Here is a 23,106-nt window from a genome sequence, read left to right as displayed (position 1 = left end):
GAACTGTCGTGGCAAATGCATATAAAGAAGCAGGAGTAAACATCGAAGCAGGCTATGAGGCGGTTGAACGAATGAAAAAGCATGTTCAAAAAACAGCAAGGGCCGGAGTATTGGGCGGTTTAGGCGGTTTTGGGGGCATGTTTGACCTATCTGCGCTTCAATTAAAAGAGCCCGTCCTCGTGTCGGGAACGGACGGAGTCGGAACCAAGCTGATGCTTGCTTTTATGATGGATAAGCACGATACAATCGGCATTGATGCGGTAGCAATGTGTGTGAATGACATTGTTGTCCAAGGAGCAGAGCCTTTGTATTTTCTTGACTACATAGCCTGTGGAAAGGCTGTGCCTGAGAAGATTGAGGCAATTGTCAAAGGAATCGCGGATGGCTGTGAACAGGCAGGATGTGCCTTGATTGGCGGAGAAACGGCAGAGATGCCTGGTTTGTACAATGAATCGGAATATGATTTAGCAGGATTTTCAGTAGGGGCTTGTGAAAAAACACAATTGATTACAGGTGAAGCGATTAAGCCTGGGGATGTTCTTATCGGTTTGGCATCAAGTGGAATCCATAGCAATGGCTATTCCCTTGTACGCAAGGTTTTTGCTGATCGGTCTTTATCAGAGTATGTTGATGAACTTGGCTGTACGTTAGGGGAAGAACTGCTGAAGCCAACAAAAATCTATGTGAAATCAATTTTATCAGCTTTGAAAAAATTCACCTTAAAAGGAATGGCTCATATTACCGGCGGTGGTTTTATCGAGAATATCCCAAGAATGCTCCCAGAGGGACTTGGTGCAGAAATTCAGGAACAAAGCTTTAACATTCCACCTGTGTTCAATCTGATGGAATCTGTTGGACAAATTGACCGGCAGGAGATGTATAATATCTTTAATATGGGAATTGGTATGGTGATTGCAGTAGACCAGACAATTGCTTCTGATGTGCTTGAACATTTTGGGCAATGCGGTGAAACAGCTTATGAAATTGGGATTGTAACCGAAACGGATGGAATTAGCATCATCCCGGCTGGAGGAAAAAAATGAAAAAAATCGCTGTATTTGCATCAGGGAGCGGAAGTAACTTTCAAGCCATCATTGATGTCGTTCAATCTGGAGAACTAAAGGCCGATATTTCACTTCTTGTTTGTGACAAACCTGGTGCTTTTGCGGTTGATCGGGCAAATGCCGCCAGAATTCCAAGCTTTGCTTTTTCGGCTAAGGATTATCCATCAAAGGATGCCTATGAGGCGGAAATTCTTGCGGAGTTAAAAAAACGTGGCGTGGAATTCATTGTCCTCGCAGGCTATATGCGTTTAATAGGACCGACCTTACTGCGAGAGTTTCAAGGGAGAATCGTCAATATTCATCCTTCCTTACTTCCTGCTTTTCCCGGTAAAGATGCCATTGGTCAGGCGCTTGAAGCCAAAGCAACGTGGAGCGGTGTAACCATTCATTTTGTTGATGAGGGAATGGACACTGGGCCGATTATCGTTCAGGAACGCGTTCGTTTGGAAGAAGATGAAACACGTGAAAGCCTGCAGAACAAAATCCATGCAGTTGAACACAAGCTATATCCGGCAATTTTACAGGTGCTTTTAACACAAGGGGGTATTGTAAATGGCAAAAAAGCGAGCACTTATTAGTGTTTCAGATAAAACTGGAGTAATTGAGTTTGCAAAAGAACTCGTAAATCTTGGTTTTGAAATTATTTCTACGGGCGGAACAAAGAAAGCTATTCAAGAACAAGGAATTCCGGTTCTTAGTGTAAGTGATGTTACCGGGTTTCCTGAAATCTTAGAAGGCCGTGTTAAAACCTTGAATCCACTAATCCATGGTGGTTTATTGGCAAAACACGATGATCCAGCACATCAAGGTCAATTAGAAGAGCACGGAATTCAACCGATTCAACTAGTATGTGTAAACCTTTATCCATTCCAACAAACCATTGAGAAGCCGGATGTGAAGGTAGCAGATGCTATTGAAAATATTGATATTGGCGGGCCGACAATGCTCCGTGCTTCCGCAAAAAATCATCAATATATTACAGTCGTAGTTGACCCAGCGGATTATCAAACGGTTGCAGAGGAATTAAAAGCGGAAGGTCAAACGAAGCTTGAGACAAGAGTAAAGCTTGCCGCAAAGGTATTCCGTCACACTGCTGCATATGATGCGCTGATTGCTCAGTATATGACAGATTTGGCTCAAGAGGAAACACCGGAAAATTTAACGGTAACCTATGAATTGAAACAATCACTCCGTTACGGAGAAAATCCACACCAAAAAGCAGCTTTTTATAAAAAACCATTAGGTTCTGCTTTTTCAATCGCAAATTCGAAGCAGCTTCACGGGAAAGAGCTTTCCTATAATAATATTAATGATGCAGACGCTGCGCTTCAGATTGTGAAGGAATTCTCAGAGCCAGCTGCTGTAGCGGTTAAGCATATGAATCCATGCGGTGTTGGCACAGGAAAAACAGCGTATGAAGCTTTTGAAAAAGCATTTGCTGCGGACCCTGTTTCGATTTTTGGCGGAATTATCGCATTCAACCGGGAAGTGGATGCGGCGACTGCAGGGAAGCTTCGTGAAATTTTCTTAGAAATTATTATTGCTCCGGCATTTTCTGAAGAAGCTTTGTCCATTTTAACCGGGAAGAAGAATCTTCGCCTTTTAACTATTCCATTTGATCAAGCTAAAAAACCTGAATTCAAAATGACGACGATTGAAGGAGGACTGCTTGTTCAAGAACAAGATCGTTACACACTTGAAGATGCGACGATCACGATTCCAACAAAAAGACAACCAACGGAAGCTGAGTGGGAATCATTGAAGCTTGGCTGGCAGGTTGTGAAACATGTTAAATCAAATGCCATTGTTGTTGCAAGAAATGGGATGACCATTGGAATTGGCGCTGGTCAGATGAATCGCGTTGGAGCAGCTGAAATTGCCTTTAAACAAGCTGGAGAAAAAGCGGTAGGTGCAGGACTTGCCTCTGATGCCTTTTTCCCAATGGATGATACCGTTGAGGCAGCGGCAAATGCAGGAATCACTGCAATTATTCAACCGGGTGGATCGATTCGCGATGAAGATTCGATTAAAAAAGCGGATGAGTATGGAATTGCCATGGTCTTTACAGGAGTAAGACATTTCAAACACTAATGGGGGCGAGTTTGTGAAGGTTTTAATCATTGGCCGTGGTGGAAGAGAGCATGCGATTTGCCGAAAAGTGAGTGAAAGCAGCAAGGTGGAACGTGTTTTTGCCGCTCCTGGGAATCCAGGGATGGAGGACTTTGCTGAGCTGATTCCGCTGCAGGAGTCTGAATCAGAAAAATTGATTCAGTTTGCGAAAGAGGAAGGAATTGGATTAACGATTATTGGACCTGAGGTTCCGCTCCTTGAAGGACTGGCAGATCGATTCACGGAAGCGGGTCTTCCTGTGTTTGGTCCTAAAAAAGCAGCAGCCGAAATTGAAGGCAGTAAGTCGTTTGCGAAGGAATTAATGAAGAAATACCAAATTCCAACTGCAGATTATGCAGTTTTCACTTCCTTTGATGAGGCAAGTAATTATATAGAAGAAAAAGGTGCTCCGATTGTAATAAAAGCGGATGGACTTGCAGCAGGAAAAGGTGTTACCGTGGCGATGACCAAAGAGGAAGCCTTGGAAAGCCTTGAAGAAATGCTAGTTGGCGCTAAGTTCGGTGCAGCGTCTTCTCGTGTTGTGATTGAGGAGTTTTTGGCCGGTGAAGAGTTTTCCCTTATGGCCTTTGTAAATGGTCAGACGGTGGTCCCACTTGAAATCGCTCAGGACCATAAGCGAGCGTTTGATGGGGACCAAGGTCCGAATACGGGGGGAATGGGCGCGTATTCTCCTGTCCCACAAATTAGTGACGATATGATTCAAACAGCGGTGGAAACGATTCTTAAGCCTGCAGCAGAAGCCATGGTTACAGAAGGAAGAAGCTTTTGCGGAATTTTATACGCTGGACTGATTGCAACGGAAAAGGGTCCAAAGGTTATTGAATTTAACGCAAGATTTGGAGATCCGGAAACCCAAGTGATTTTACCAAGGTTAAAATCTGATTTGGTTGAAGTGATTCTTGAGCTTTTGGATGGCCAAGCACCAAGCCTTGTATGGGACGAGCAGACGATGATCGGGGTTGTTGTGGCAGCAAAGGGATATCCTGAAACCTATGAAAAGGGTGCCGTTCTTAATGGGTTAAATAAATTTAGTGAACAGGCTTATATTTTTCATGCAGGAACAGTGAAAAATGAGCAGGATGAATTCATTACGAATGGCGGCAGAGTCTTGCTTGTAGGTGGACTTGGGGAAACGATTGAGGATGCCCAGAAAAAGGTTTATGCGGAACTTGAAAATCTGCAATGTGATGGTGTTTTTTATCGAAAAGATATTGGTTATAAAGCAGCAAGGTTTGTAAATAGCTAAATGAAAGAGGACTGGCTACGCTGCCAGCCCTCTTCATTATTTTGAGAATTCGGTAACCGAGCGAGGCTATAGATGCCTGTAAAGAGGAAAAAAGGTGTTGGCGGTAACCGAGCGAGGCTGTAGATGCCCGAGAAGAGGAAAAAAAGGTGTTGGTGGTAACCGAGCGAGGCTATAGATGCCCGAGAAGAGGAAAAAAAGGTGTTGGCGGTAACCGAGCGAGGCTGTAGATGCCCGAGAAGATGAGAAAAGAGTGCACGCGGTAACCGAAAGAGGCTGTAGATGCCTGTAAAGAGGAAAAAAGGGTGTTGGCGGTAACCGAGCGAGGCTATAGATGCCCGAGAAGATGAAAAAAGAGTGCACGCGGTAATCGAAAGTGGGTATAGATACCCGTAAAGAGAAAAAAGAGTGTACGAGGTAACTAAACAAGCGTTTAAAAACAAAAAGGCCCTCCCTAGAGAAGGCTTTAGATCTTTAAGTCGGGTTATAAGGCAAAACCTCATCCCCATCCAGATTTGTTAATCCCTCCAACCCATCCATTGAATCATGATGAGCCTCAGACTGTTTAATTTCAGAATTCATTACAGGACATTTTTTATAAAAAGCCGTTACTGGACAGTAACGGACAATGCCTTCTCCCACCTTCATTGCACCACAAACAGCGGCCAATAAATAAGAGTCTCTCCAAGGTCTTTTAACAAGCTTGGCGGTTGCCCAAGCAAGAACAGTCAAGCCAAAGGTAATGCGAATCAACGCATTTAAAATCCCAATATTTGGTTTAATATTCATTTTGTTCACTCCTTCACAAAATTTTAACATTATTTATCAAGTCTTTACTGCTTTACATTGCGAAATATGATAGTATATTAACAAATGGATTTTGTAAGGGTTTTCTTTACGATTAAATCAATATTCTTATATAGATAAATAGACTTAAAGAGGGAGGGATATCATGTGCTGGAACAACGTTATCGATGGAAAAATAAACATTTACGGACGCATGTATCAGTATTAGAGGGGAGAACTTCTCCCACCATTTTATTAAAAAATGCTTTGTATTTAAATCAGGCTATTCGTCAATGGATGAGAGCCAATATTTGGATTTATGATGATCGGATTGTTTATGTCGGCGAAAACTTGCCGGCTACATTAAAGAACTGCGAAGTGATCGATTGTACAAATGAAATTCTTGTTCCTGGATACATTGAACCGCATGCCCATCCGTTTCAATTATATAATCCCCATACATTAGCGGAATATGCATCACAATTTGGAACGACAACCTTAATCAATGACAATATGGCGCTAATTTTAAACTTAAAAAAAAGGGAAGCGTTTTCATTATTGAGAGAGCTGCGGACCATTCCGACTACAATGTTTTGGTGGAGCCGTTTTGATTCTCAAACGGAAATATTAGGGGAAGAAGAAACATTTTCACACAGTAATGTAAAATTGTGGCTTGAGCATGATGCTGTCCTTCAGGGTGGGGAATTAACCGGTTGGCCGAAGCTTCTAGACGGGGACGATATGATGCTTCATTGGATTCAAGAAGCAAAGCGGATGCGGAAGAAAATTGAAGGTCATTTTCCGGGTGCGTCTGAAAAGACTTTAGCGAAGCTGATGCTGCTTGGGGCAGATTGTGACCATGAATCAATGACAGGTGAAGAAGTTTATAATCGACTAATGCAAGGTTATATGGTAACATTGCGCCATTCATCGATTCGGCCAGATTTACCAGTACTTCTTGACGATATAAAACGATTAGGGATTCAAACGTATGATCGGTTCATGTTTACGACAGATGGGTCAACATCAAACTTTTACGAGCAGGGGATTATTGATCAAATGATCCGGATTGCAATCGAAAAGGATGTTCCGAGCATCGATGCTTATAATATGGCAACGATTAACGTCGCAAGGTACTATAATATTGAGCATTTACACGGAAGTATTGCAACCGGACGGGTTGCCAATATTAACTTCTTATCGAGTATTGAAGACCCAACTCCTATTTCTGTTCTTGCGAAAGGTAAATGGGTTAAACGCGACGGGAAACAAACGGAAGTAAATGCTGAGATTAACTGGCCGGACTTCGGACTTAAGCCACTAGAACTCGATTGGAATTTGTCTATTGATGATTTGCAATTTTCAATGCCATTTGGGATTAAAATGGAGAATTCTGTTATCACGAAGCCCTATTCCATTGCCATTGATGTTTCAGGAGATGAACTGCCAACCAATCATGATGAAAGCTTCTTTACACTGATTGACCGTAAAGGTAAGTGGAGAATCAATACCATGCTAAAAGGATTTACTTCAAAGTTATCCGCGCTTGCAAGTTCATTTTCAGGCACTGGGGATATTATTTTAATTGGTAAAAATAAAAAAGATATGATCCATGCATTTGATCGAATGAAAGAACTTGGCGGAGGAATTGTGTTAGTTCAGGATGGTCAAGTGATTTGTGAGGTTCCTTTATCATTGGGAGGAATCATGTCGGAAAAGCCGATGGAACATTTAATGGAGGAAGAAAAAAGACTTCTTGAAGAATTGAGTGAACGAGGGTATTCATTTGGAGACCCCATTAGTAGTTTATTATTTTTCTCTTCAACCCATTTACCGTATATTCGAATCACACAGCAAGGAATGTACGATGTTATGAATAAAACAGTACTCTTTCCGTCTATAATGCGTTAAAATGTAAATAGGTTAATGCATTACAGTGTAAAAGTCTTTTAACCAAAAATAGGGGTGGCTATTAGATGAAGAAATGGGCGGTCATAGTGGCAGCTGTCTTCTTATTGGTGTCCGGATGCAGCAAAAAGGAAACTGTCAAAAAGCCTGATGAGAATGTGAAAAAAGATGTAGGAAAAGTTGAACAAAAAGCGGATGAAAAGAATGAATTCCCATATTATTTTCCTTTAACCGGAAAGGGTTCACAGACTGAAACAGACAGCAGAGCTGTTGCTGTAATGATTAATAACCATCCTGCAGCAAGACCGCAATCTGGTTTAAACAAGGCTGATATCGTTTATGAAATTTTGGCTGAAGGGAATATCACAAGATTTCTTGCCGTATTTCAAAGCGAAAGGCCAAAAAATATCGGGCCGGTACGGAGCGCCCGGGATTATTATATTGATTTAGCCAAAGGTTTAAATGCACTTTATATTGCTCACGGCTATAGTCCGGAAGCCAAAAAAATGCTTGAATCAGGCTATATTGACAACTTGAATGGCATGGTTTATGACGGAACACTTTTCCATCGGGCGAGTTTTAGAGTAGCACCGCACAATTCGTATATCACCTATGATAATATTTTAAAGGGTGCGAAAATGAACAAATATTCAATGGACAAAACACCACCTGCCTTTAAATTTCTTTCAGAAGAGGACGCTAAAAAGGTTACCGGCGCCGATGCTAAATCGGTAAAGATTTCTTATTATGCTAGCGGCGATTTTGATTGTGTGTATGAGTATGATTCCGCTACAGGGAAATATAAACGTTTCCAGGGCGGGGAACAAACTGTTGATTTAGAAACAAAAGACCCGATTCTTCTAGATAATATTTTCATTGTTGAGGCAAAGCATGAAGTAATCGACAAAAAAGGACGTCGTACGATTGATTTTCAATCCGGAGGAAAAGGTTATTTAGTGCAGATGGGGAAAGTAAACGAAGTGGAATGGAAAAATGAGAACGGTAGGATTGTCCCAATGAAGAATGGAGAAGAGGTTCCATTTGTCCAAGGTAAAACATGGGTAAATGTTGTTCCAACAGATCCGGGAATGCAAAAAAGTGTTTCGTTTAATGTGAAATAATTTTATTCAAACTAAAGGGGTATAAAATATGCAAATAAATAAGCTAAGAGGGAAAGAACTGGATCAACTTTTTCTAGGGATTCTTTCGTTAAAAGATCTTGAAGAGTGTTATCGTTTTTTTGATGACCTTTGCACGATTAATGAAATTCAGTCATTGGCCCAACGCTTAGAGGTAGCCAGAATGCTTCGTGAAGGAAATACCTATCACCGAATTGAAGCAGAAACCGGTGCGAGTACTGCAACTATCTCACGTGTAAAACGCTGCTTAAACTATGGCAATGACACCTATGAATTGGTGCTAGAACGAGTCAAAGAAGAAAAGTCGACTACAACTGAGGAATCATAAAGCCAAAAACCGGAGAGATATTCTTCGGTTTTTCTTTTGTCCGGCTCCAGCGCCTAGACCCTTTAGGTTGCTTCAGCACTTGCCTTAGGCTGAACAGGGTGCTTCCGCTTTTCTAGTTGGATTTTCTTTCTATTAGGTTTTCTTTTTTATTACGTTTCCTCTAATGCTATAATGGTGTAATGAAATGAATGTAGGAGGACCTTGGGATGTATGATTTTCGCGAGTGGCGCCATGTGTTTAAACTCGACCCTAATAAACAGATATCGGATGAACATTTAGAAGAAATTTGTGAATCAGGTACGGATGCAGTGATAGTGGGAGGTACAGATGGAGTTACACTCGAAAATGTCCTCGATTTAATGGCCAGAATACGCAAGTTTGCTGTACCATGTGTTCTGGAGGTATCAAGTGTTGAAACAGTTACCCCTGGATTTGATCTCTATTTTATTCCAACGATTCTAAATAGTAAGGATACAAAATGGATTACTGGGCTTCACCATCAAGCAGTGAAAGAATTTGGCGACCTTATGGATTGGGAAGAAATCGTTATGGAAGGCTATTGCATCATGAATAGTGAATGCAAAGCAGCCAAACTGACAAATGCTGTAACGGAGATTACGGCTGAAGATGTAAGGGCCTATGCGATGATGGCTGAAAAAATGTTTCAACTGCCTATTTTTTATCTCGAGTTTAGCGGGCAATATGGACAACCAGAAATGGTTTCAGAGGTGAAAAAAGTCCTTGAAAAAGCGACCTTTTTTTATGGCGGTGGTATATCCACATATGAACAGGCAGTGGAAATGGCAAAGTTTGCAGATGTAATTGTCGTAGGAAATGCGATTTATGAAGATTTTAAAAATGCCTTAAAAACAGTGCAGGCAGTTCGATAGAAATTTGCTGGAAGAGTAAAGATAATGATAAAATAAGAACAAATGTTTGATTTGGCGGTGATGAAAATGCAATACTTATCCGAAAAGCTATTAAATGGCTTAAATCCGGAACAGCAAAGCGCTGTGAAGTGTACGGACGGACCTTTATTACTAATGGCCGGTGCCGGGAGCGGTAAAACAAGAGTGTTAACACATCGGATTGCGTATTTAATTGTGGAAAAAAGGGTGAATCCATATAATATTTTGGCGATCACCTTTACAAATAAAGCGGCAAGAGAGATGAAAGAAAGAATCGGAAAAGTGATGGGCGGAGCTGCGGAAGAAATTTGGATTTCCACCTTTCACTCAATGTGCGTAAGAATTTTACGCCGAGATATTGACCGGATTGGCTTTAATCGAAATTTCACGATTCTTGACACAACGGATCAACAATCGGTTATTAAAGGAATTTTAAAAGATAAGAATATTGACCCGAAAAAGTTTGACCCGAGGGCGATGCTCGGGGCAATCAGTTCTGCCAAAAACGAATTAATTGACCCTGAGGAATATTCAAAAACAGCAGGCGGTTACTTTGATCAGGTCGTTAGTGATGTGTATGAAGAATATCAAAAACGTTTGCGAAAAAATCAGGCGCTTGATTTCGATGATTTAATCATGATGACCATTCAATTGTTCCGTCGTGTTCCGGATGTTTTAGAATATTATCAGCGGAAGTTCCAATATATTCATGTCGACGAGTATCAGGATACGAATAAAGCCCAGTATTTATTAGTAAAGCTGCTGGCAATGCGATTTAAAAATCTTTGCGTAGTCGGTGATTCTGATCAGTCGATTTATAGATGGCGTGGTGCGGATATTGCGAATATATTATCTTTTGAAAAAGATTATCCAAACGCCACCGTTATCCTTTTAGAACAAAACTATCGCTCGACGAAAAGAATCCTTCTTGCGGCGAACAAAGTGATTGAAAACAATTTGAATAGAAAAGCGAAAAACCTTTGGACAGAAAATCCAGAGGGAAATAAACTTATGTATTACCGTGCCGATAGCGAACAGAGTGAGGCACAGTTTGTTGCTGGCAAAATTAAAGAATTGACCCGTGATGGTAAGCACAAGCTTTCGGAAATTGCTATCCTCTATCGGACGAACGCACAGTCCCGTGTAATGGAGGAAGTTTTGCTGAAATCAAATATTGAGTACAGCATTGTCGGCGGTACCAAGTTCTATGACAGAAAAGAAATCAAGGACATGTTAGCCTATTTAAGATTGATTTCAAATCCAGACGATGATATCAGCCTGCGGAGAATCATAAATGTTCCGAAACGCGGTATCGGCTCAAGCTCAGTTGATAAAATTGCTGACTTTGCAGCAATGCATGGTCTTTCATTGTACCAAGCCTTAGATTCAATTGAATTAATTGGTTTAAGTCCTAAAATTACGAAGGCAGCCCGTGATTTCAGGGACTTCATTCGAAACTATACACAAATGCAGGAATTCCTATCCGTAACGGAATTGGTCGAGGAAATCCTAGAGAAATCCGGTTATCGTGAGATGCTAAAGGCAGAAAAATCACTTGAAGCACAAAGCCGTCTTGAAAACTTGGACGAATTATTATCTGTTACGAAAAACTTTGAGGACGTAAGCGAGGACAAAAGCCTTGTTGCCTTTTTAACGGATTTAGCCCTTGTTGCGGATATTGATTCAATGGATGAAGAAGTGGAAAAAGCGGATTCGATTGTGCTGATGACCTTGCACTCAGCAAAGGGGTTGGAATTTCCTGTTGTCTTCCTTATTGGCATGGAGGAGGGAGTATTCCCACACAGCCGTTCCCTTATGGAGGAAGCGGAAATGGAAGAGGAACGCCGCTTGGCCTATGTGGGAATTACCAGGGCGGAACAAAGCCTATTTCTGACTAATGCTCAAATGCGGACGCTTTTTGGCCGAACAAACATGAATCCGGCTTCCCGTTTTATTAAGGAAATCCCTGAAGATCTTTTGGAAGATGCGGTTCCAAAAGCTGGGAAGAGTTCTACATTTGGTTCAAGAGGAGGTTCGTTTGCCGGTTCCGGTACTGGATTTGGAGCCCCTGCTGCGAGAAAACCGGTGATGCGGCCAGTTGCAGCCACGACCGGCGGAGATCAAGTTGGCTGGAAAGTTGGCGATAAAGCCGAACACGGTAAGTGGGGAATAGGAACGGTTGTCAGCGTGAAGGGCGAAGGAGAAGGAACTGAACTCGATATTGCTTTTCCTAGTCCAACAGGAATCAAACGTTTGCTTGCCAAATTTGCGCCGATTAAAAAGGCATAAGAATCAATGAAGAAAGGGCTGGATTTATGGACCTTCAACTAACGGAACAAAGAATCAATGAACTAAAAAGCCTATTAAATCAATATGGCTATGAATATTATGTGCTGGACAAACCAACCGTTCCGGATTTGGAGTATGACCGTTTAATGCAGGAACTGTTAAAGCTAGAAGAAAAGTATCCTGAATTGAAAACATCTGATTCGCCTTCTGAACGTGTTGGCGGTCCTATATTAGATCTTTTTGAAAAGGTTGAGCACCGTACCCCGATGCTTAGCCTTGGTAATGCTTTTAATGACGGAGATTTAAGAGATTTTGACCGCCGGGTTCGTCAAGCGGTGGGTGATACCGTTTCCTATGTTTGCGAATTGAAAATTGATGGGCTGGCCGTTTCCTTACGCTATGAAAATGGATTGTTCCTTCAAGGGGCTACGCGTGGGGACGGTACGATTGGCGAAGATATTACGGCCAACTTAAAAACGATTAAATCAATTCCATTACGTTTACGTGAGAATGTTTCCATCGAGGTTCGTGGAGAGGCATTTATGCCGAAGCGTTCCTTTGAAGCATTAAACCGGGTGAAAGAGGAGAATGGTGAAGAACCTTTCGCAAACCCGAGAAATGCAGCTGCTGGTTCCCTTAGACAGCTTGACCCGAAAATGGCAGCGTCGCGAAATCTCGATGTTTTTTTATACGGTATTGGTGATATTGGAGGGTTAGGTGTAACCTCCCATGGTGAAGGACTTGATTACTTGGATGCTCTCGGGTTTAAAACCAATAAAGAGCGAAGAAAATGTTCAGGAATTGATGATGTGATTGAGTATGTCAACAGCTGGGTTGAAAAGCGCCCGCATCTTCCTTATGAGATTGATGGGATTGTTATTAAAGTAGATTCACTTGAGCAGCAGGAACAGCTTGGGACAACAGCTAAAAGCCCACGTTGGGCGATTGCGTATAAATTCCCAGCTGAAGAGGTAGTCACAACATTATTAGATATTGAACTGAGTGTTGGCCGTACAGGGGTGGTAACTCCAACCGCGATTCTTGTACCGGTTAAGGTAGCTGGGACAACTGTACAGCGTGCCTCTTTGCATAATGAAGATTTAATCCGTGAAAAGGATTTAAAAATTGGCGATAAAGTCGTGATTAAAAAGGCTGGCGATATTATTCCGGAGGTCGTAAATGTCCTTGCTGAAGAGCGGACAGGCACGGAAAGAGATTTTTACATGCCAACGCATTGTCCTGAATGTGAAAGTGAGCTTGTCCGTCTTGACGGGGAAGTTGCTTTACGGTGTATCAATCCAAAATGCCCGGCACAAATCCGCGAAGGTCTGATACACTTTGTCTCGCGAGATGCCATGAATATCGAGGGTCTAGGGGAAAGAGTCATCAGCCAGCTTTTTACTGAAAAATTAATTGCCGATGTCGCTGATCTTTATAAGCTTACAAGAGAGCAGCTTTTAGCCCTTGAACGAATGGGGGAAAAATCAGTTTCCAATCTGTTAAAGGCAATTGAGGCTTCAAAAAGCAATTCACTTGAGAAACTGCTTTTCGGTCTTGGAATTCGTCATGTAGGCGCAAAAGCGGCAAAAACATTAGCGCAGGAATTTGGTTCAATGGATCATCTTGCCGCCGCGACAAAGGAACAATTGATTTCTATTAACGAAATTGGGGAGAAAATGGCCGATTCTATTGTTACTTTTTTTGAACAAGAAGAAGTGTCCTCGTTGATTAAGGAACTATCCTCTTATGGAGTCAATATGGACTACAAAGGGGCCAAACCAGTTTTAGCAGCGGAGTCTGATTCCATTTTTGCCGGAAAAACAATTGTCCTTACAGGGAAACTAGAGAAACTATCGCGGAATGAAGCCAAGGAAAAAATTGAAGCACTAGGCGGCAATGTTGCTGGAAGTGTTAGTAAAAAAACGCATCTGGTTATTGCCGGAGAAGAAGCCGGTTCTAAGCTTTCCAAAGCGCAGGAACTAGGAATTGAAGTATGGGACGAAGAGAAGCTATTAGTTGAATTAAATAAATAAGAGGTGTTACCACCGTGAAAAAGCTTATACTGCTTGTCTTTTCGTTTGTCCTTCTGCTCAGCGGCTGTTCATTAAACTTTCAAAAGCAGGATGAGGTCGTGCAAACAAAAGAGAAAACGAAAGGAAAAGCAATTATTCCTAAATATAATATTTCCGACAAGTATTATCGGACGATTTTACCATTTGAACCTGGGGAAGCCCGCGGGATGATTGTCGGCAATCTTAACACGAGATACGATATTGATGAATTTGAAACAGGTTTAATGCGGATTGCCCAAAATACCTTTGATACAGATCAATATTACTTTCAAGAGGGACAGCAAATTAAACGGGATACGATTAAACTTTGGTTAAATCGAAAATTTACAAAGGCTCAGTTAAAGGAACAAGGATTAAAATCATCTGAAAATATCGGTTTAAATCCGCTCGATACCGGAAAAGGGGAAACGCCGATTTACCTTGCTCATATTTTGGAGCATGATTATTTGACAAAAACGGATAAAGGTACAGTTAAATTGGGCGGAATCACAATTGGACTTGCATTAAATTCGATTTATTATTATCAAACGGTTCAATACGGGCCGACCTATGAGAAGAAAATAGACTATTCTAAAATGAAAAGCGAAGGAGAACAAATTGCCGCGGAAGTATTAAAACGTATTCGCAGTATGAAAAAATTGGGGAATATACCAGTGACAATTGCCTTATTTGAAACACAGAGCAAATCATCGGTTGTTCCAGGTAATTTCTTTGCGTACACGAATGTAGATGCCGGCAGTTCAAGTATAGATGGCTGGGAAAAAGTAAACGAAAAATACTTCTTATTCCCGTCAACCGACGCACAAGATAAGCATAGGGATGACCTTACTGCATTTTTAAACTTTAAGCAGGATGTTGAAGAGTATTTTCCAAATTATAACGGCGTAATTGGCAGAGCCTTTTATGTTGGCGATCAACTCCAAGATCTTAAAATCTCAATTCCGATTCAATTCTATGGAAAAATGGAAGCTGTCGGCTTTACCCAATATGTAACAGGTCTGGTCATGGATCGTTTTCCGAAATATATTTCGGTTTCCGTCAGTGTAACATCCGTTGATGGTCCTGAGGCACTTATAGTCAAAAAGGCAAACGAAACAGAACCGTTTGTTCATATTTACTAAATATTATACTTTTTTAAAACCAGATCCGGGGCCGGCCCCGGATCTTTTTTTTCAGGTTATAACTATAGTTCAAATGATTGATACTATAAAGTGAATTGGATGTAAACGTTTTTAATACATAGGAGGGTTTCAAACATGGTACAACCTTACAAACATGAGCCACTCACAGATTTTACGGTTGATGAAAACCGCCAAGCTTATCTTCAGGCATTACAAACCGTTAAAGGTTATTTAGGCAAGGATTATGACCTTGTGATTGGCGGTGAAAAAATTGCGACTGAAGATAAAATTGTTTCCTATAACCCAGCGAATAAAGAAGAGGTAATTGGCCGCGTTTCGAAAGCAAACAAAGATCTTGCTGAAAAAGCGATGCAGGCAGCAGTAGAAGCATTCAAAACGTGGAAAAAAACGAAAGCTGAAGTTCGTGCTGATGTGCTTTTTAAAGCGGCTGCGATTATTCGCCGACGCAAGCATGAGTTTTCAGCTTTGATGACAAAAGAAGCAGGTAAGCCATGGAGAGAAGCAGATGCTGATACAGCAGAAGGTATTGACTTTCTGGAATACTATGGCCGTCAAATGCTGGCAATTAAAAATGGTGTACCCGTTCAAAGCCGTCCAAATGAATTCAACCGTTATGACTATATACCTCTTGGTGTAGGAATCATTATTTCACCTTGGAACTTCCCATTTGCAATCATGGCAGGTACAACGGTTGCTGCAATTGTATCTGGTAATACGGTCCTATTAAAACCAGCGTCTACTACGCCAATTATTGCTGCTAAATTTGTTGAAGTAATGGAAGAAGCAGGTCTTCCCAAGGGTGTCTTAAACTTTGTGCCAGGAAGCGGTGCAGAAGTGGGTGACTATTTAGTTGATCATAAAGATACTCGTTTCATCAGCTTCACAGGTTCCCGTGATGTTGGTCTCCGTATTTTTGAACGTTCTTCAAAAATAAATGAAGGTCAAATCTGGATGAAGCGCTTGATTGCAGAAATGGGAGGTAAAGATACCATTGTTGTTGACAGTGAAGCAGATCTTGAGCTTGCTGCACAATCCATTGTTGCTTCTGCCTTCGGTTTCTCCGGTCAAAAATGTTCTGCATGTTCTCGTGCAGTAATCGTTGAAGATGTATATGATACAGTCCTAAACCGTGTTATTGAGTTAACAAAACCATTAACAGTGGGGGAACCTACTGAACAGGGCACTTTCACTGGTCCAGTAATTGATAACAACGCGTTCAAAAAGATCATGGAATACATCGAAATTGGAAAACAAGAAGGTAAATTAATGGCCGGAGGTGAAGGGGACAATTCAAAGGGCTACTTCATTCAACCAACTGTTTTTGCTGACCTTGCTCCAAACGCCCGCATTATGAAGGAAGAAATCTTTGGACCAGTTGTCGGCATCACAAAGGCGAAAAACTTTGATGAAGCAATTGAAATTGCCAACAACACTGAATACGGCTTAACAGGTGCGGTCATCACTTCAAACCGTGCGCATATGGAACAAGCCCGAGAGGATTTCCATGTTGGTAATCTTTACTTCAACCGCGGCTGTACAGGTGCCATCGTTGGCTACCAGCCATTCGGCGGCTTCAACATGTCCGGAACTGACTCCAAAGCAGGCGGCCCAGATTATCTATTGCTACACATGCAAGCAAAAACAACCTCTGAATTATACTAATAGAATCGACAAAATTCGGGTGGTGCCTGTCACCACCCGAATTTTGTCGAATTACATATTCATTTTAGGTACGTCCACGATAAAGGGAGCAACGATGATGCGTCCTTGGTATTGAAATTGTCCCCAAATTTTATAGATACCTTTTTGGGGGAAGTAGGTCATGAATGTTACTTTTGGTCCGTTTCCTTTGGTTGTCATTGGGTGAATGTGAAGATATTCGTGCAGGTCATCTTTTATGGCAACGGCATGGCCCAGTGCACCTAAATAGGGCTGGAGGTTTTTGATTGGTTTATTCGTCTTCGCATCCCGAATCATAAAGGTCATGTTTGAGTTCATTTCTGCCATTAAATGGTCGAAGGATAAAGTTATTTTTAAGCCATCGACCATTGTCGTTAACTTTTGATCTGGAATGAGTGGTTTAGATTTAGGGATAGGCCCGTCGATATGAAGCCAATGCTTTTCCACACTATTATCCCCGCCGCCTTTTGGTGTAACTTCTGCAATTAGTTGGTAATCCCCGCCTGCTGGAAAGGCCGTCGAAATATCAAATTCCCCATTTCCTTTATAAATCGGATGGAGATGAGAAAAATAAGATAAATCTTTACTAACAATAATTAAATGCATTTTTTTGGTATGGACCGTTTCAAACGCTTGGATTGGTTTATTGGATTTATCTCTTATCAGAATTGAAATGGGAATTCTCTTATTCGGCTTTAGTGTCTCAGGTGTTTTCCATTCAGATTTTGTCGGGATTACATTCTGAGGCATTGAGCTCATTTGATGGTCCATTGTCGATTTCGGAACCCTAATGGGATTACAGGAGGTTAGTAGGGTGATAGCTAAAAGGATTGAAATCAATTTAACGCTTTTCAAAACGGACAGGCTCCTTTCCAACTTAATCAATTTTTACAAGAAGTTATTTTAGTTTGCTAATCGATTGCATATACTAATTAATACTAAGCAAGCATTCAAAAGAAGTAAAGGAATACAAATGATTGATAAAAATGGATCATACATCGAAGTCAAAAGAATTACGACAAATTTAATTATTCCTTAATAACTTTATATGCATTATTGATTATAATAAAAATTACGGAGATTACCTATCAATCCAATATGAGGTAATAATGTAAATAAATATCCAAATAACAAGCGGAGAATGCTATGATTAAGGAATAAATGATCTAGTTTTTTACTTTTACCAAAGGTGAGTGGATTGAAAAAGATGGAGATTTTTTCATTGTTGCCACAATATTTATTACATGTTACCGCTGTGCCCCACAGTGAGAGCCCCAGCTTGATTTGGTCCCTATTAGCCTGTAACATTTTCTTGGTCATTGCGGGGGTCTTCTTTATTGTTAAATTATTTAGACAAAAAAATGTCCTTAAATCGGGAATTACTTTCGGAATTGCACTGGCGATTAATTATATTTTAATTGCAGTGTACGGGGATATATTTGACCTGCTTGGATAGGGGATAAAGAGGAGGTTTAAATTTTTGAAATATTATCGAATTTGGGTCATTGCCTTCTTATTAAAGTTCATTGGATCTGCTTGGGATGCCTCTTACCATTTTAAGTATTTATTTGAGGAATATTCCATACCGCATATTGTTAATTTTACTGGCTTTGCGATTGGGGCATTTTTATTATTTAAAGAGTGGCGGAAGCTGCATTACATGGATCGGTTTTCGCGAAATCTTGTAACGATTGGATATGTTTTATTTTTAATTGGTATCCCCTTAGACTTTAGCTATCATATCGCTTACGGCATTGATTTAACCACCTGGAGTCCAACCCACTTTATTTATTATATTGCGACAGATATTATGATTATCGGTGTATGGCGGGCCTATTTTAAGTTTTCTCAGGATCAAATACCATCATGGAAATCACTGCATACTTGGTTTGCGATGTTTTTGCTGGAATGCTTAATGTTTCCAAATATGCAGCAGGAAAACGGAGCAATATCCTATGATCAATATATTCATGGACGTTCCATTGCCTCAAAAGAAATTCTACAGTTGATCTCAGACCCTGCGTCGCAAATCTTTGGGGGGATCCCCCAATGGGTGTATCCGCTTTATTCGGTATTATTTGTAGCCCTGTTTACAGTCATTGTTAATAAACTTTGCCGGGAATATACTATTCCAGTTATGGCAGCGGCACTTTATATCCTATTACGTTTTATCTTTAAATCGGCCTTTTATCTTGTTCATTATCCAACATCCTATGTCCCGGTGACACTTTTATTTATCCCGATTTTTTATTTAGTTTTCAGAAGGGATAGTTGGCTCGCCGGACTTGCCGGTAGTTTGTTCTATTTTCTAACTTTGTTTGCCATTAATCGCCTTGGCTTACTAATCACACCGCCATTAGTATGGTGGGAGGCTATACCGGTTGCGATAATCGGCTTGTTTGTTCCGGTGATTGCTTCCGAAGTAGTAAAACTGCCAATTCGGCCCAAAAGAAAGCAACCTGCATAAAAGATGAAAGGTGTTCCTCAAAGGGACACCTTTTTTATATGACAATATTGTGAAACAATTCGCTTATAGGGGTTAAAAGTGACAAATCCCACAATTTATTATGAGAACAATGATTACAATTTAGTTATAGAAAAAGCAAAAATGAGAGTTGAAATCCGTGTTAAAATATAAGAAAGATTAAAAAAATTCGGGAATATATAATATATTAAGGCTTTCAATCAAGGCAGGGAGTGGAGTAAAATGTTTAAAACAATCACACGAATTCCTGTAGCGCATTATTCGAATCTTAAAGAAAGAAAAGGATTTTCTATCAAAATTGATCAAATTGAAATAGCACTTTTTAAATTGTCAAACGGAAAGATTTTTGCAATTGAAAATCGCAGTCCGATTCCAAAAGGTGGAGTACTTTCTAAAGGAATTATCAACGGCGAATACTTATATTGTCCTGTCTATGATTTGAAGATTTCCTTAGCGGATGGTAAAGTTCAGGAGCCGGAAAGTGGTAAGGTACGTACATTTAAGGTAGAAATAAAAGAGAACATTGTATTTATTGTTTTATAGGACACCAAAGATGGGAAGGAGGCAGCATGATGAGAAAAGGCAAAGTATTTTTAGTTGGTGCAGGCCCAGGGGATATCGGGTTAATTACGGTAAAAGGCTTGGAGGCCATTAAGCAGGCTGAAGTTTTACTTTATGACCGGCTTGCCAATCCAAAGCTGCTAGAATATGCACCCTCAGAGTGTGAGTTTATATATTGTGGAAAATTACCTGACCGTCATATTTTGCGGCAAGAGAATATCAATGAACTTTTAGTCGCTAAAGCATTAGAAGGCAAGAAGGTTGTTCGTTTAAAAGGCGGAGACCCGGGTGTATTTGGCCGCGTTGGGGAAGAGGCGGAATCCCTAGCACAGTTTCAGATACCTTTTGAAATCGTTCCAGGAATCACATCGGGAATTGCGGCCCCCCTTTATGCAGGAATTCCTGTCACTCACCGGGAATATGGAGAATCGTTTGCAATCGTAACCGCTCATGCAAAGTCTAAAGATGGAGAGCCGTTGCTTGAGTGGGAAAGCCTTGCACGCGGAGTGGATACGATTGCTTTTTACATGGGAGTTGGAAATTTACCGCTCATTTGTGAAAACCTTATCGCACACGGCAAATCTTCTTCGACTCCTGCGATATTAATTCAATGGGGCACGTTTGGCCGTCAGAAGACATTGCAGGGGACATTAGCAGATATCTCAGAGAAGGCATTAGCTGCCAAGTTTAAGAATCCTTCCATTATCCTGGTGGGCGATGTAATTTCACTTCGGGAAAAAATCAACTGGTTTGAAAAAAAGCCGTTGTATGGCCGGCAAATATTATTAGCCCGGACAAGCAATGGTCTGAGCGAATTGGCAAAGGAATTAATGGATTATGGAGCGGATGTAATAGAATTTCCAAAATGGAAAAAGACATCGGTTCATATTGACTTAGAAAAAGTGACAGCCTATGATAAGATCCTGTTTGCCCAGCCCGAAAGCGTTGCTGAATTTTTCGAAGCGTTAATTGACAATCAAATCGATATTCGAAATATCAGGGCTAATTTTTACGGTCCTTCATTTAAGACGATAAAAGCCTTAAATGACCGGGGATTTACCGCCACGTTGGCGGAAGAAATGTATGGTTCAGGGAGTTTGCTCATTGTCGGTGACAACAGTGTTTTGAAAAATACAGAGAATTATGGAGTATTTGATGTAATCGTGACGAGTATAAAAGAAATTGATAGGCAATTCATGCCGATTTTTAAGCGAATGTTCGGGGAAGCTCAGGTCGATACAATCATTTTTCCATGCAGTGCATCCGTGGAACCCGTTCTTGAAGCATTAAGGGAATGCGGCATTGCTATAGAGGAGGATGTAAGAGATTCACATGTGGTTTGTATGGGAAAACAAACGATGGCTGCTGTTAGGGGAGCGGGGTTGATGAATCCCAATATGCCGGCAAAGGCAACAAAAGCCGCTTTGATAGAGTATTTAGCGGAGCAAAATGGTGTAGAGTTACAATAAAAAATGTTTCTGCTCATTTATAAGCGGGCATAACGAGGCGAGAACATGAAGGTAAGTTATCCAATTATGATGAATTTGGAAGGAAAGAAGGCAGTGATTGTTGGCGGCGGAAAGGTTGCGGAGCGCAAGATATTTGGTCTGCTTAATACTGGCGCGGAGATTTCTGTGATTAGCCCGGAAGTAACCGAAGAAATTCAAATACTGGTTACTGAGGGTAAGGTTTCATGGTATTGCCGGGCATTTTCTGAAGAGGACCTAGCCGAAACCCCTTTAGTGTTCGCCGCGACGAATGATAGGGAAATCAATCAGTTGGTCAAAGCTGCAGCAGGTCCCCATCAACTTATTACTATCGCGGATGATCCTGATGGCTCAGATTTTCATGTTCCGGCAGTGGTTCGACGGGGGCGTTTAAATATTGCGGTTTCGTCGGGCGGGGCAAGCCCGATTTTGGCAAGTCGAATCCGTTCAGGGCTGGAACAGCAGTTTGATGAATCCTATGAGAGCTATCTTGAGTTTCTTTTTACGGTACGGCAGCGGATTTTGGAAGAAGTGAAAGACCCTTCTGTAAAAAGAAAGCTATTAACGGCTATTGTCAGCCAGGAATTTTTAAAAAGCAACAATCGAGAAGAAGACTTTCAAAAATTATATAACGAGTTGGTTTAAGCGGGTACCGTTACAGGTGCCTGCTTTTTTCGTATAAATACATAAGAATTTGGAAAAAAAGGAGGTAAAACACAGAACAGAGGGTGTAGGATGTATAACAAAAAAATAAGCAACAGCTATCAAATTTTGGATCAGTTACGATTGCCGCATGGATTATACTTGGCCTCTTCATCAAATGATTATCACTACGTTTGGCTTCGAGATTCTTTTTACATGTCCTTACCTTATTTAGAACAGGACAATGGGATTTATGAAATGACCTATCACCGGATTTTAGATTTATTCCGAGAATATGAATGGAAACTGGATATCCATAATCTCCAAAGGCCAATTGAGCAATGGGAATATATACATTCCCGCTATTCAGCCCATGATGTAAGAGAAATCGATACACCATGGGGACATGCCCAGCATGATGCGATTGGGGCAATTCTTTGGGGAATCGGAATGGGGCAAAAACGAGGGAAGCAGATTATTCGAGATGGAAAAGATCATGAAATCGTTCAAAAGCTTGTCGGGTATTTAGGCTGCGTTCACTATTGGGAGGATGCGGATAATGGGATGTGGGAAGAATGGCGCGAAGTGCATACCAGTTCTGTTGGTGCCTGTGTGGCTGGACTTAAGGCTGTTCAAGATTTGGTCTTTGTTCCGGGAGAATGGATTGAAAAAGGGAAATGGACTTTATCTGCCTTATTTCCACGTGAAAGTATCGACCGTCCCTGTGACTTAGCGCAGATGAGCTTAATCTATCCTTACGGTGTTGTAGATGGGGAAGATGCAAAATTAATCCTCAAGCAGGTTGAAATAAATCTACTAAGGGACCGGGGCGTGATTCGCTATCAGGGTGACTCCTATTATTCACTTTTGGAGCATGAAGGACGGCATCATGAGTTATCTTTTTATTTTGGTTCGGAAGCAGAATGGACCTTTGGGCTTCCGTGGCTTGCCCTTTGTCATTTAGAATTAGGAAATATGGAAAAAGCCCATGCTTATATTCAGCAGACAGAAAAAGTCATGCTCAGTGATGGCAGTCTTCCGGAACTTTATTTTGCCCAATCTTCGGACTATAATTCCAACACGCCATTGGGGTGGGGAAGCGCCCTGTATATATTAGCGAAAGAGAAATATGAACGGATTATGTAAAAATTTCAGGCCGTTGGGATTGATCCAACGGCCTTTTTATTATCTCTGTCGCTGAAAAATACTACTTTAGGATTATTTTGACTATTTTTAAAAAAT

General features: G+C 41.0%; 20 protein-coding genes. 18 read left to right on the top strand and 2 right to left on the bottom strand.

Annotation, left to right across the window (positions count from 1 at the left end; translation table 11 throughout):
* Positions 1 to 8 precede the first annotated feature (8 nt).
* The 4 genes from purM to purD are packed head-to-tail and all read left to right on the top strand — an operon-like array spanning position 9 to position 4,440.
* Positions 9 to 1,043 (top strand): phosphoribosylformylglycinamidine cyclo-ligase, encoded by a 1,035-nt coding sequence (gene purM / locus E2K98_RS27640; RefSeq protein WP_133339883.1) that lies wholly within the window; start codon positions 9 to 11, stop codon positions 1,041 to 1,043.
* The gene (purN, locus tag E2K98_RS27635) at positions 1,040 to 1,642 is read left to right on the top strand and encodes a phosphoribosylglycinamide formyltransferase (protein ID WP_133339881.1); all 603 of its coding nucleotides are present in this window, start codon (positions 1,040 to 1,042) and stop codon (positions 1,640 to 1,642) included. The genes purM and purN overlap by 4 nt, the downstream gene beginning before the upstream one ends.
* Entirely contained in the window at positions 1,617 to 3,155 is a 1,539-nt protein-coding gene (gene purH / locus E2K98_RS27630; RefSeq protein WP_133339879.1) for a bifunctional phosphoribosylaminoimidazolecarboxamide formyltransferase/IMP cyclohydrolase, read from the top strand. Before purN ends, purH begins: the two co-directional genes overlap by 26 nt.
* Before the next feature lie 13 nt (positions 3,156 to 3,168).
* Positions 3,169 to 4,440, top strand: a complete 1,272-nt coding sequence (gene purD / locus E2K98_RS27625) for a phosphoribosylamine--glycine ligase (RefSeq protein ID WP_133339877.1) — start codon at positions 3,169 to 3,171, stop codon at positions 4,438 to 4,440.
* Between the two features lie 471 nt (positions 4,441 to 4,911).
* Here the strand turns inward: purD and E2K98_RS27620 are convergent, their stop codons facing one another.
* Positions 4,912 to 5,226, bottom strand: a complete 315-nt coding sequence (locus tag E2K98_RS27620) for a YgaP family membrane protein (RefSeq protein WP_133339875.1) — start codon at positions 5,224 to 5,226, stop codon at positions 4,912 to 4,914.
* Between the two features lie 165 nt (positions 5,227 to 5,391).
* On the opposite strand from E2K98_RS27620, the gene E2K98_RS27615 reads away from it, so the two are divergent.
* The 8 genes from E2K98_RS27615 (at position 5,392) to pruA (ending at position 16,671) form a co-directional block, all read left to right on the top strand.
* Entirely contained in the window at positions 5,392 to 7,134 is a 1,743-nt protein-coding gene (locus E2K98_RS27615; protein WP_133339873.1) for an adenine deaminase C-terminal domain-containing protein, read from the top strand.
* Positions 7,135 to 7,199: 65 nt separating this feature from the next.
* Complete coding sequence (locus E2K98_RS27610; RefSeq protein ID WP_133339871.1) at positions 7,200 to 8,252, top strand: DUF3048 domain-containing protein; 1,053 nt, start codon at positions 7,200 to 7,202, stop codon at positions 8,250 to 8,252.
* 28 nt (positions 8,253 to 8,280) lie between these two features.
* Complete coding sequence (locus E2K98_RS27605; protein WP_133339869.1) at positions 8,281 to 8,598, top strand: YerC/YecD family TrpR-related protein; 318 nt, start codon at positions 8,281 to 8,283, stop codon at positions 8,596 to 8,598.
* 206 nt (positions 8,599 to 8,804) lie between these two features.
* A complete protein-coding gene (gene pcrB / locus E2K98_RS27600) occupies positions 8,805 to 9,488 on the top strand; it encodes a heptaprenylglyceryl phosphate synthase (RefSeq protein WP_133339867.1) in 684 nt (227 codons plus the stop codon).
* Positions 9,489 to 9,554: 66 nt separating this feature from the next.
* Positions 9,555 to 11,795 (top strand): DNA helicase PcrA, encoded by a 2,241-nt coding sequence (pcrA, locus tag E2K98_RS27595; protein WP_133339865.1) that lies wholly within the window; start codon positions 9,555 to 9,557, stop codon positions 11,793 to 11,795.
* Between the two features lie 26 nt (positions 11,796 to 11,821).
* Positions 11,822 to 13,828 (top strand): NAD-dependent DNA ligase LigA, encoded by a 2,007-nt coding sequence (gene ligA, locus E2K98_RS27590; RefSeq protein ID WP_133339863.1) that lies wholly within the window; start codon positions 11,822 to 11,824, stop codon positions 13,826 to 13,828.
* A gap of 14 nt (positions 13,829 to 13,842) precedes the next feature.
* The gene (locus tag E2K98_RS27585) at positions 13,843 to 14,988 is read left to right on the top strand and encodes a CamS family sex pheromone protein (RefSeq protein ID WP_133339861.1); all 1,146 of its coding nucleotides are present in this window, start codon (positions 13,843 to 13,845) and stop codon (positions 14,986 to 14,988) included.
* A gap of 135 nt (positions 14,989 to 15,123) precedes the next feature.
* Positions 15,124 to 16,671 (top strand): L-glutamate gamma-semialdehyde dehydrogenase, encoded by a 1,548-nt coding sequence (gene pruA, locus E2K98_RS27580; RefSeq protein WP_133339859.1) that lies wholly within the window; start codon positions 15,124 to 15,126, stop codon positions 16,669 to 16,671.
* Positions 16,672 to 16,722: 51 nt separating this feature from the next.
* On the opposite strand, the gene E2K98_RS27575 is transcribed toward pruA, so the two are convergent.
* Positions 16,723 to 17,544 (bottom strand): hypothetical protein, encoded by an 822-nt coding sequence (locus E2K98_RS27575; RefSeq protein ID WP_133339857.1) that lies wholly within the window; start codon positions 17,542 to 17,544, stop codon positions 16,723 to 16,725.
* 343 nt (positions 17,545 to 17,887) lie between these two features.
* Here E2K98_RS27575 and E2K98_RS27570 point away from each other — a divergent pair, with 343 nt between their 5' ends.
* From E2K98_RS27570 to E2K98_RS27545, 6 genes are all read left to right on the top strand, one after another.
* Positions 17,888 to 18,145, top strand: coding sequence for a hypothetical protein (locus tag E2K98_RS27570; RefSeq protein ID WP_165976407.1), 258 nt, complete (start codon positions 17,888 to 17,890; stop codon positions 18,143 to 18,145).
* 24 nt (positions 18,146 to 18,169) lie between these two features.
* A complete protein-coding gene (locus E2K98_RS27565; RefSeq protein WP_133339853.1) occupies positions 18,170 to 19,156 on the top strand; it encodes a hypothetical protein in 987 nt (328 codons plus the stop codon).
* A 240-nt stretch (positions 19,157 to 19,396) separates the two neighbouring features.
* Positions 19,397 to 19,717 carry a nitrite reductase small subunit NirD gene (gene nirD / locus E2K98_RS27560; protein ID WP_133339851.1) on the top strand — a complete coding sequence of 107 codons (321 nt, stop codon included), beginning with the start codon at positions 19,397 to 19,399 and terminating at the stop codon, positions 19,715 to 19,717.
* Between the two features lie 29 nt (positions 19,718 to 19,746).
* A complete protein-coding gene (gene cobA / locus E2K98_RS27555) occupies positions 19,747 to 21,204 on the top strand; it encodes a uroporphyrinogen-III C-methyltransferase (RefSeq protein ID WP_133339849.1) in 1,458 nt (485 codons plus the stop codon).
* A gap of 45 nt (positions 21,205 to 21,249) precedes the next feature.
* Positions 21,250 to 21,867 (top strand): NAD(P)-binding protein, encoded by a 618-nt coding sequence (locus tag E2K98_RS27550; protein ID WP_133339847.1) that lies wholly within the window; start codon positions 21,250 to 21,252, stop codon positions 21,865 to 21,867.
* A gap of 90 nt (positions 21,868 to 21,957) precedes the next feature.
* Positions 21,958 to 23,010, top strand: coding sequence for a glycoside hydrolase family 15 protein (locus E2K98_RS27545; protein ID WP_133339845.1), 1,053 nt, complete (start codon positions 21,958 to 21,960; stop codon positions 23,008 to 23,010).
* Positions 23,011 to 23,106 lie beyond the last annotated feature (96 nt).

The organism is Bacillus salipaludis (genome assembly GCF_004358205.1).
Note: the sequence above shows the minus strand (reverse complement) of the source record. Positions and strands in the feature narration are given on the sequence as shown.

What these genes read in the sequence shown, in the direction of transcription:
- E2K98_RS27620 (WP_133339875.1), bottom strand. Translation starts at nt 5,226, where the DNA reads ATGAATATTAAACCAAATATTGGGATTTTAAATGCGTTGATTCGCATT.
- pruA (WP_133339859.1), top strand. Translation starts at nt 15,124, where the DNA reads ATGGTACAACCTTACAAACATGAGCCACTCACAGATTTTACGGTTGAT.
- pcrB (WP_133339867.1), top strand. Translation starts at nt 8,805, where the DNA reads ATGTATGATTTTCGCGAGTGGCGCCATGTGTTTAAACTCGACCCTAAT.
- cobA (WP_133339849.1), top strand. Translation starts at nt 19,747, where the DNA reads ATGAGAAAAGGCAAAGTATTTTTAGTTGGTGCAGGCCCAGGGGATATC.
- nirD (WP_133339851.1), top strand. Translation starts at nt 19,397, where the DNA reads ATGTTTAAAACAATCACACGAATTCCTGTAGCGCATTATTCGAATCTT.
- pcrA (WP_133339865.1), top strand. Translation starts at nt 9,555, where the DNA reads ATGCAATACTTATCCGAAAAGCTATTAAATGGCTTAAATCCGGAACAG.
- purN (WP_133339881.1), top strand. Translation starts at nt 1,040, where the DNA reads ATGAAAAAAATCGCTGTATTTGCATCAGGGAGCGGAAGTAACTTTCAA.
- E2K98_RS27605 (WP_133339869.1), top strand. Translation starts at nt 8,281, where the DNA reads ATGCAAATAAATAAGCTAAGAGGGAAAGAACTGGATCAACTTTTTCTA.
- E2K98_RS27550 (WP_133339847.1), top strand. Translation starts at nt 21,250, where the DNA reads ATGAAGGTAAGTTATCCAATTATGATGAATTTGGAAGGAAAGAAGGCA.
- purH (WP_133339879.1), top strand. Translation starts at nt 1,617, where the DNA reads ATGGCAAAAAAGCGAGCACTTATTAGTGTTTCAGATAAAACTGGAGTA.
- ligA (WP_133339863.1), top strand. Translation starts at nt 11,822, where the DNA reads ATGGACCTTCAACTAACGGAACAAAGAATCAATGAACTAAAAAGCCTA.
- E2K98_RS27610 (WP_133339871.1), top strand. Translation starts at nt 7,200, where the DNA reads ATGAAGAAATGGGCGGTCATAGTGGCAGCTGTCTTCTTATTGGTGTCC.
- E2K98_RS27545 (WP_133339845.1), top strand. Translation starts at nt 21,958, where the DNA reads ATGTATAACAAAAAAATAAGCAACAGCTATCAAATTTTGGATCAGTTA.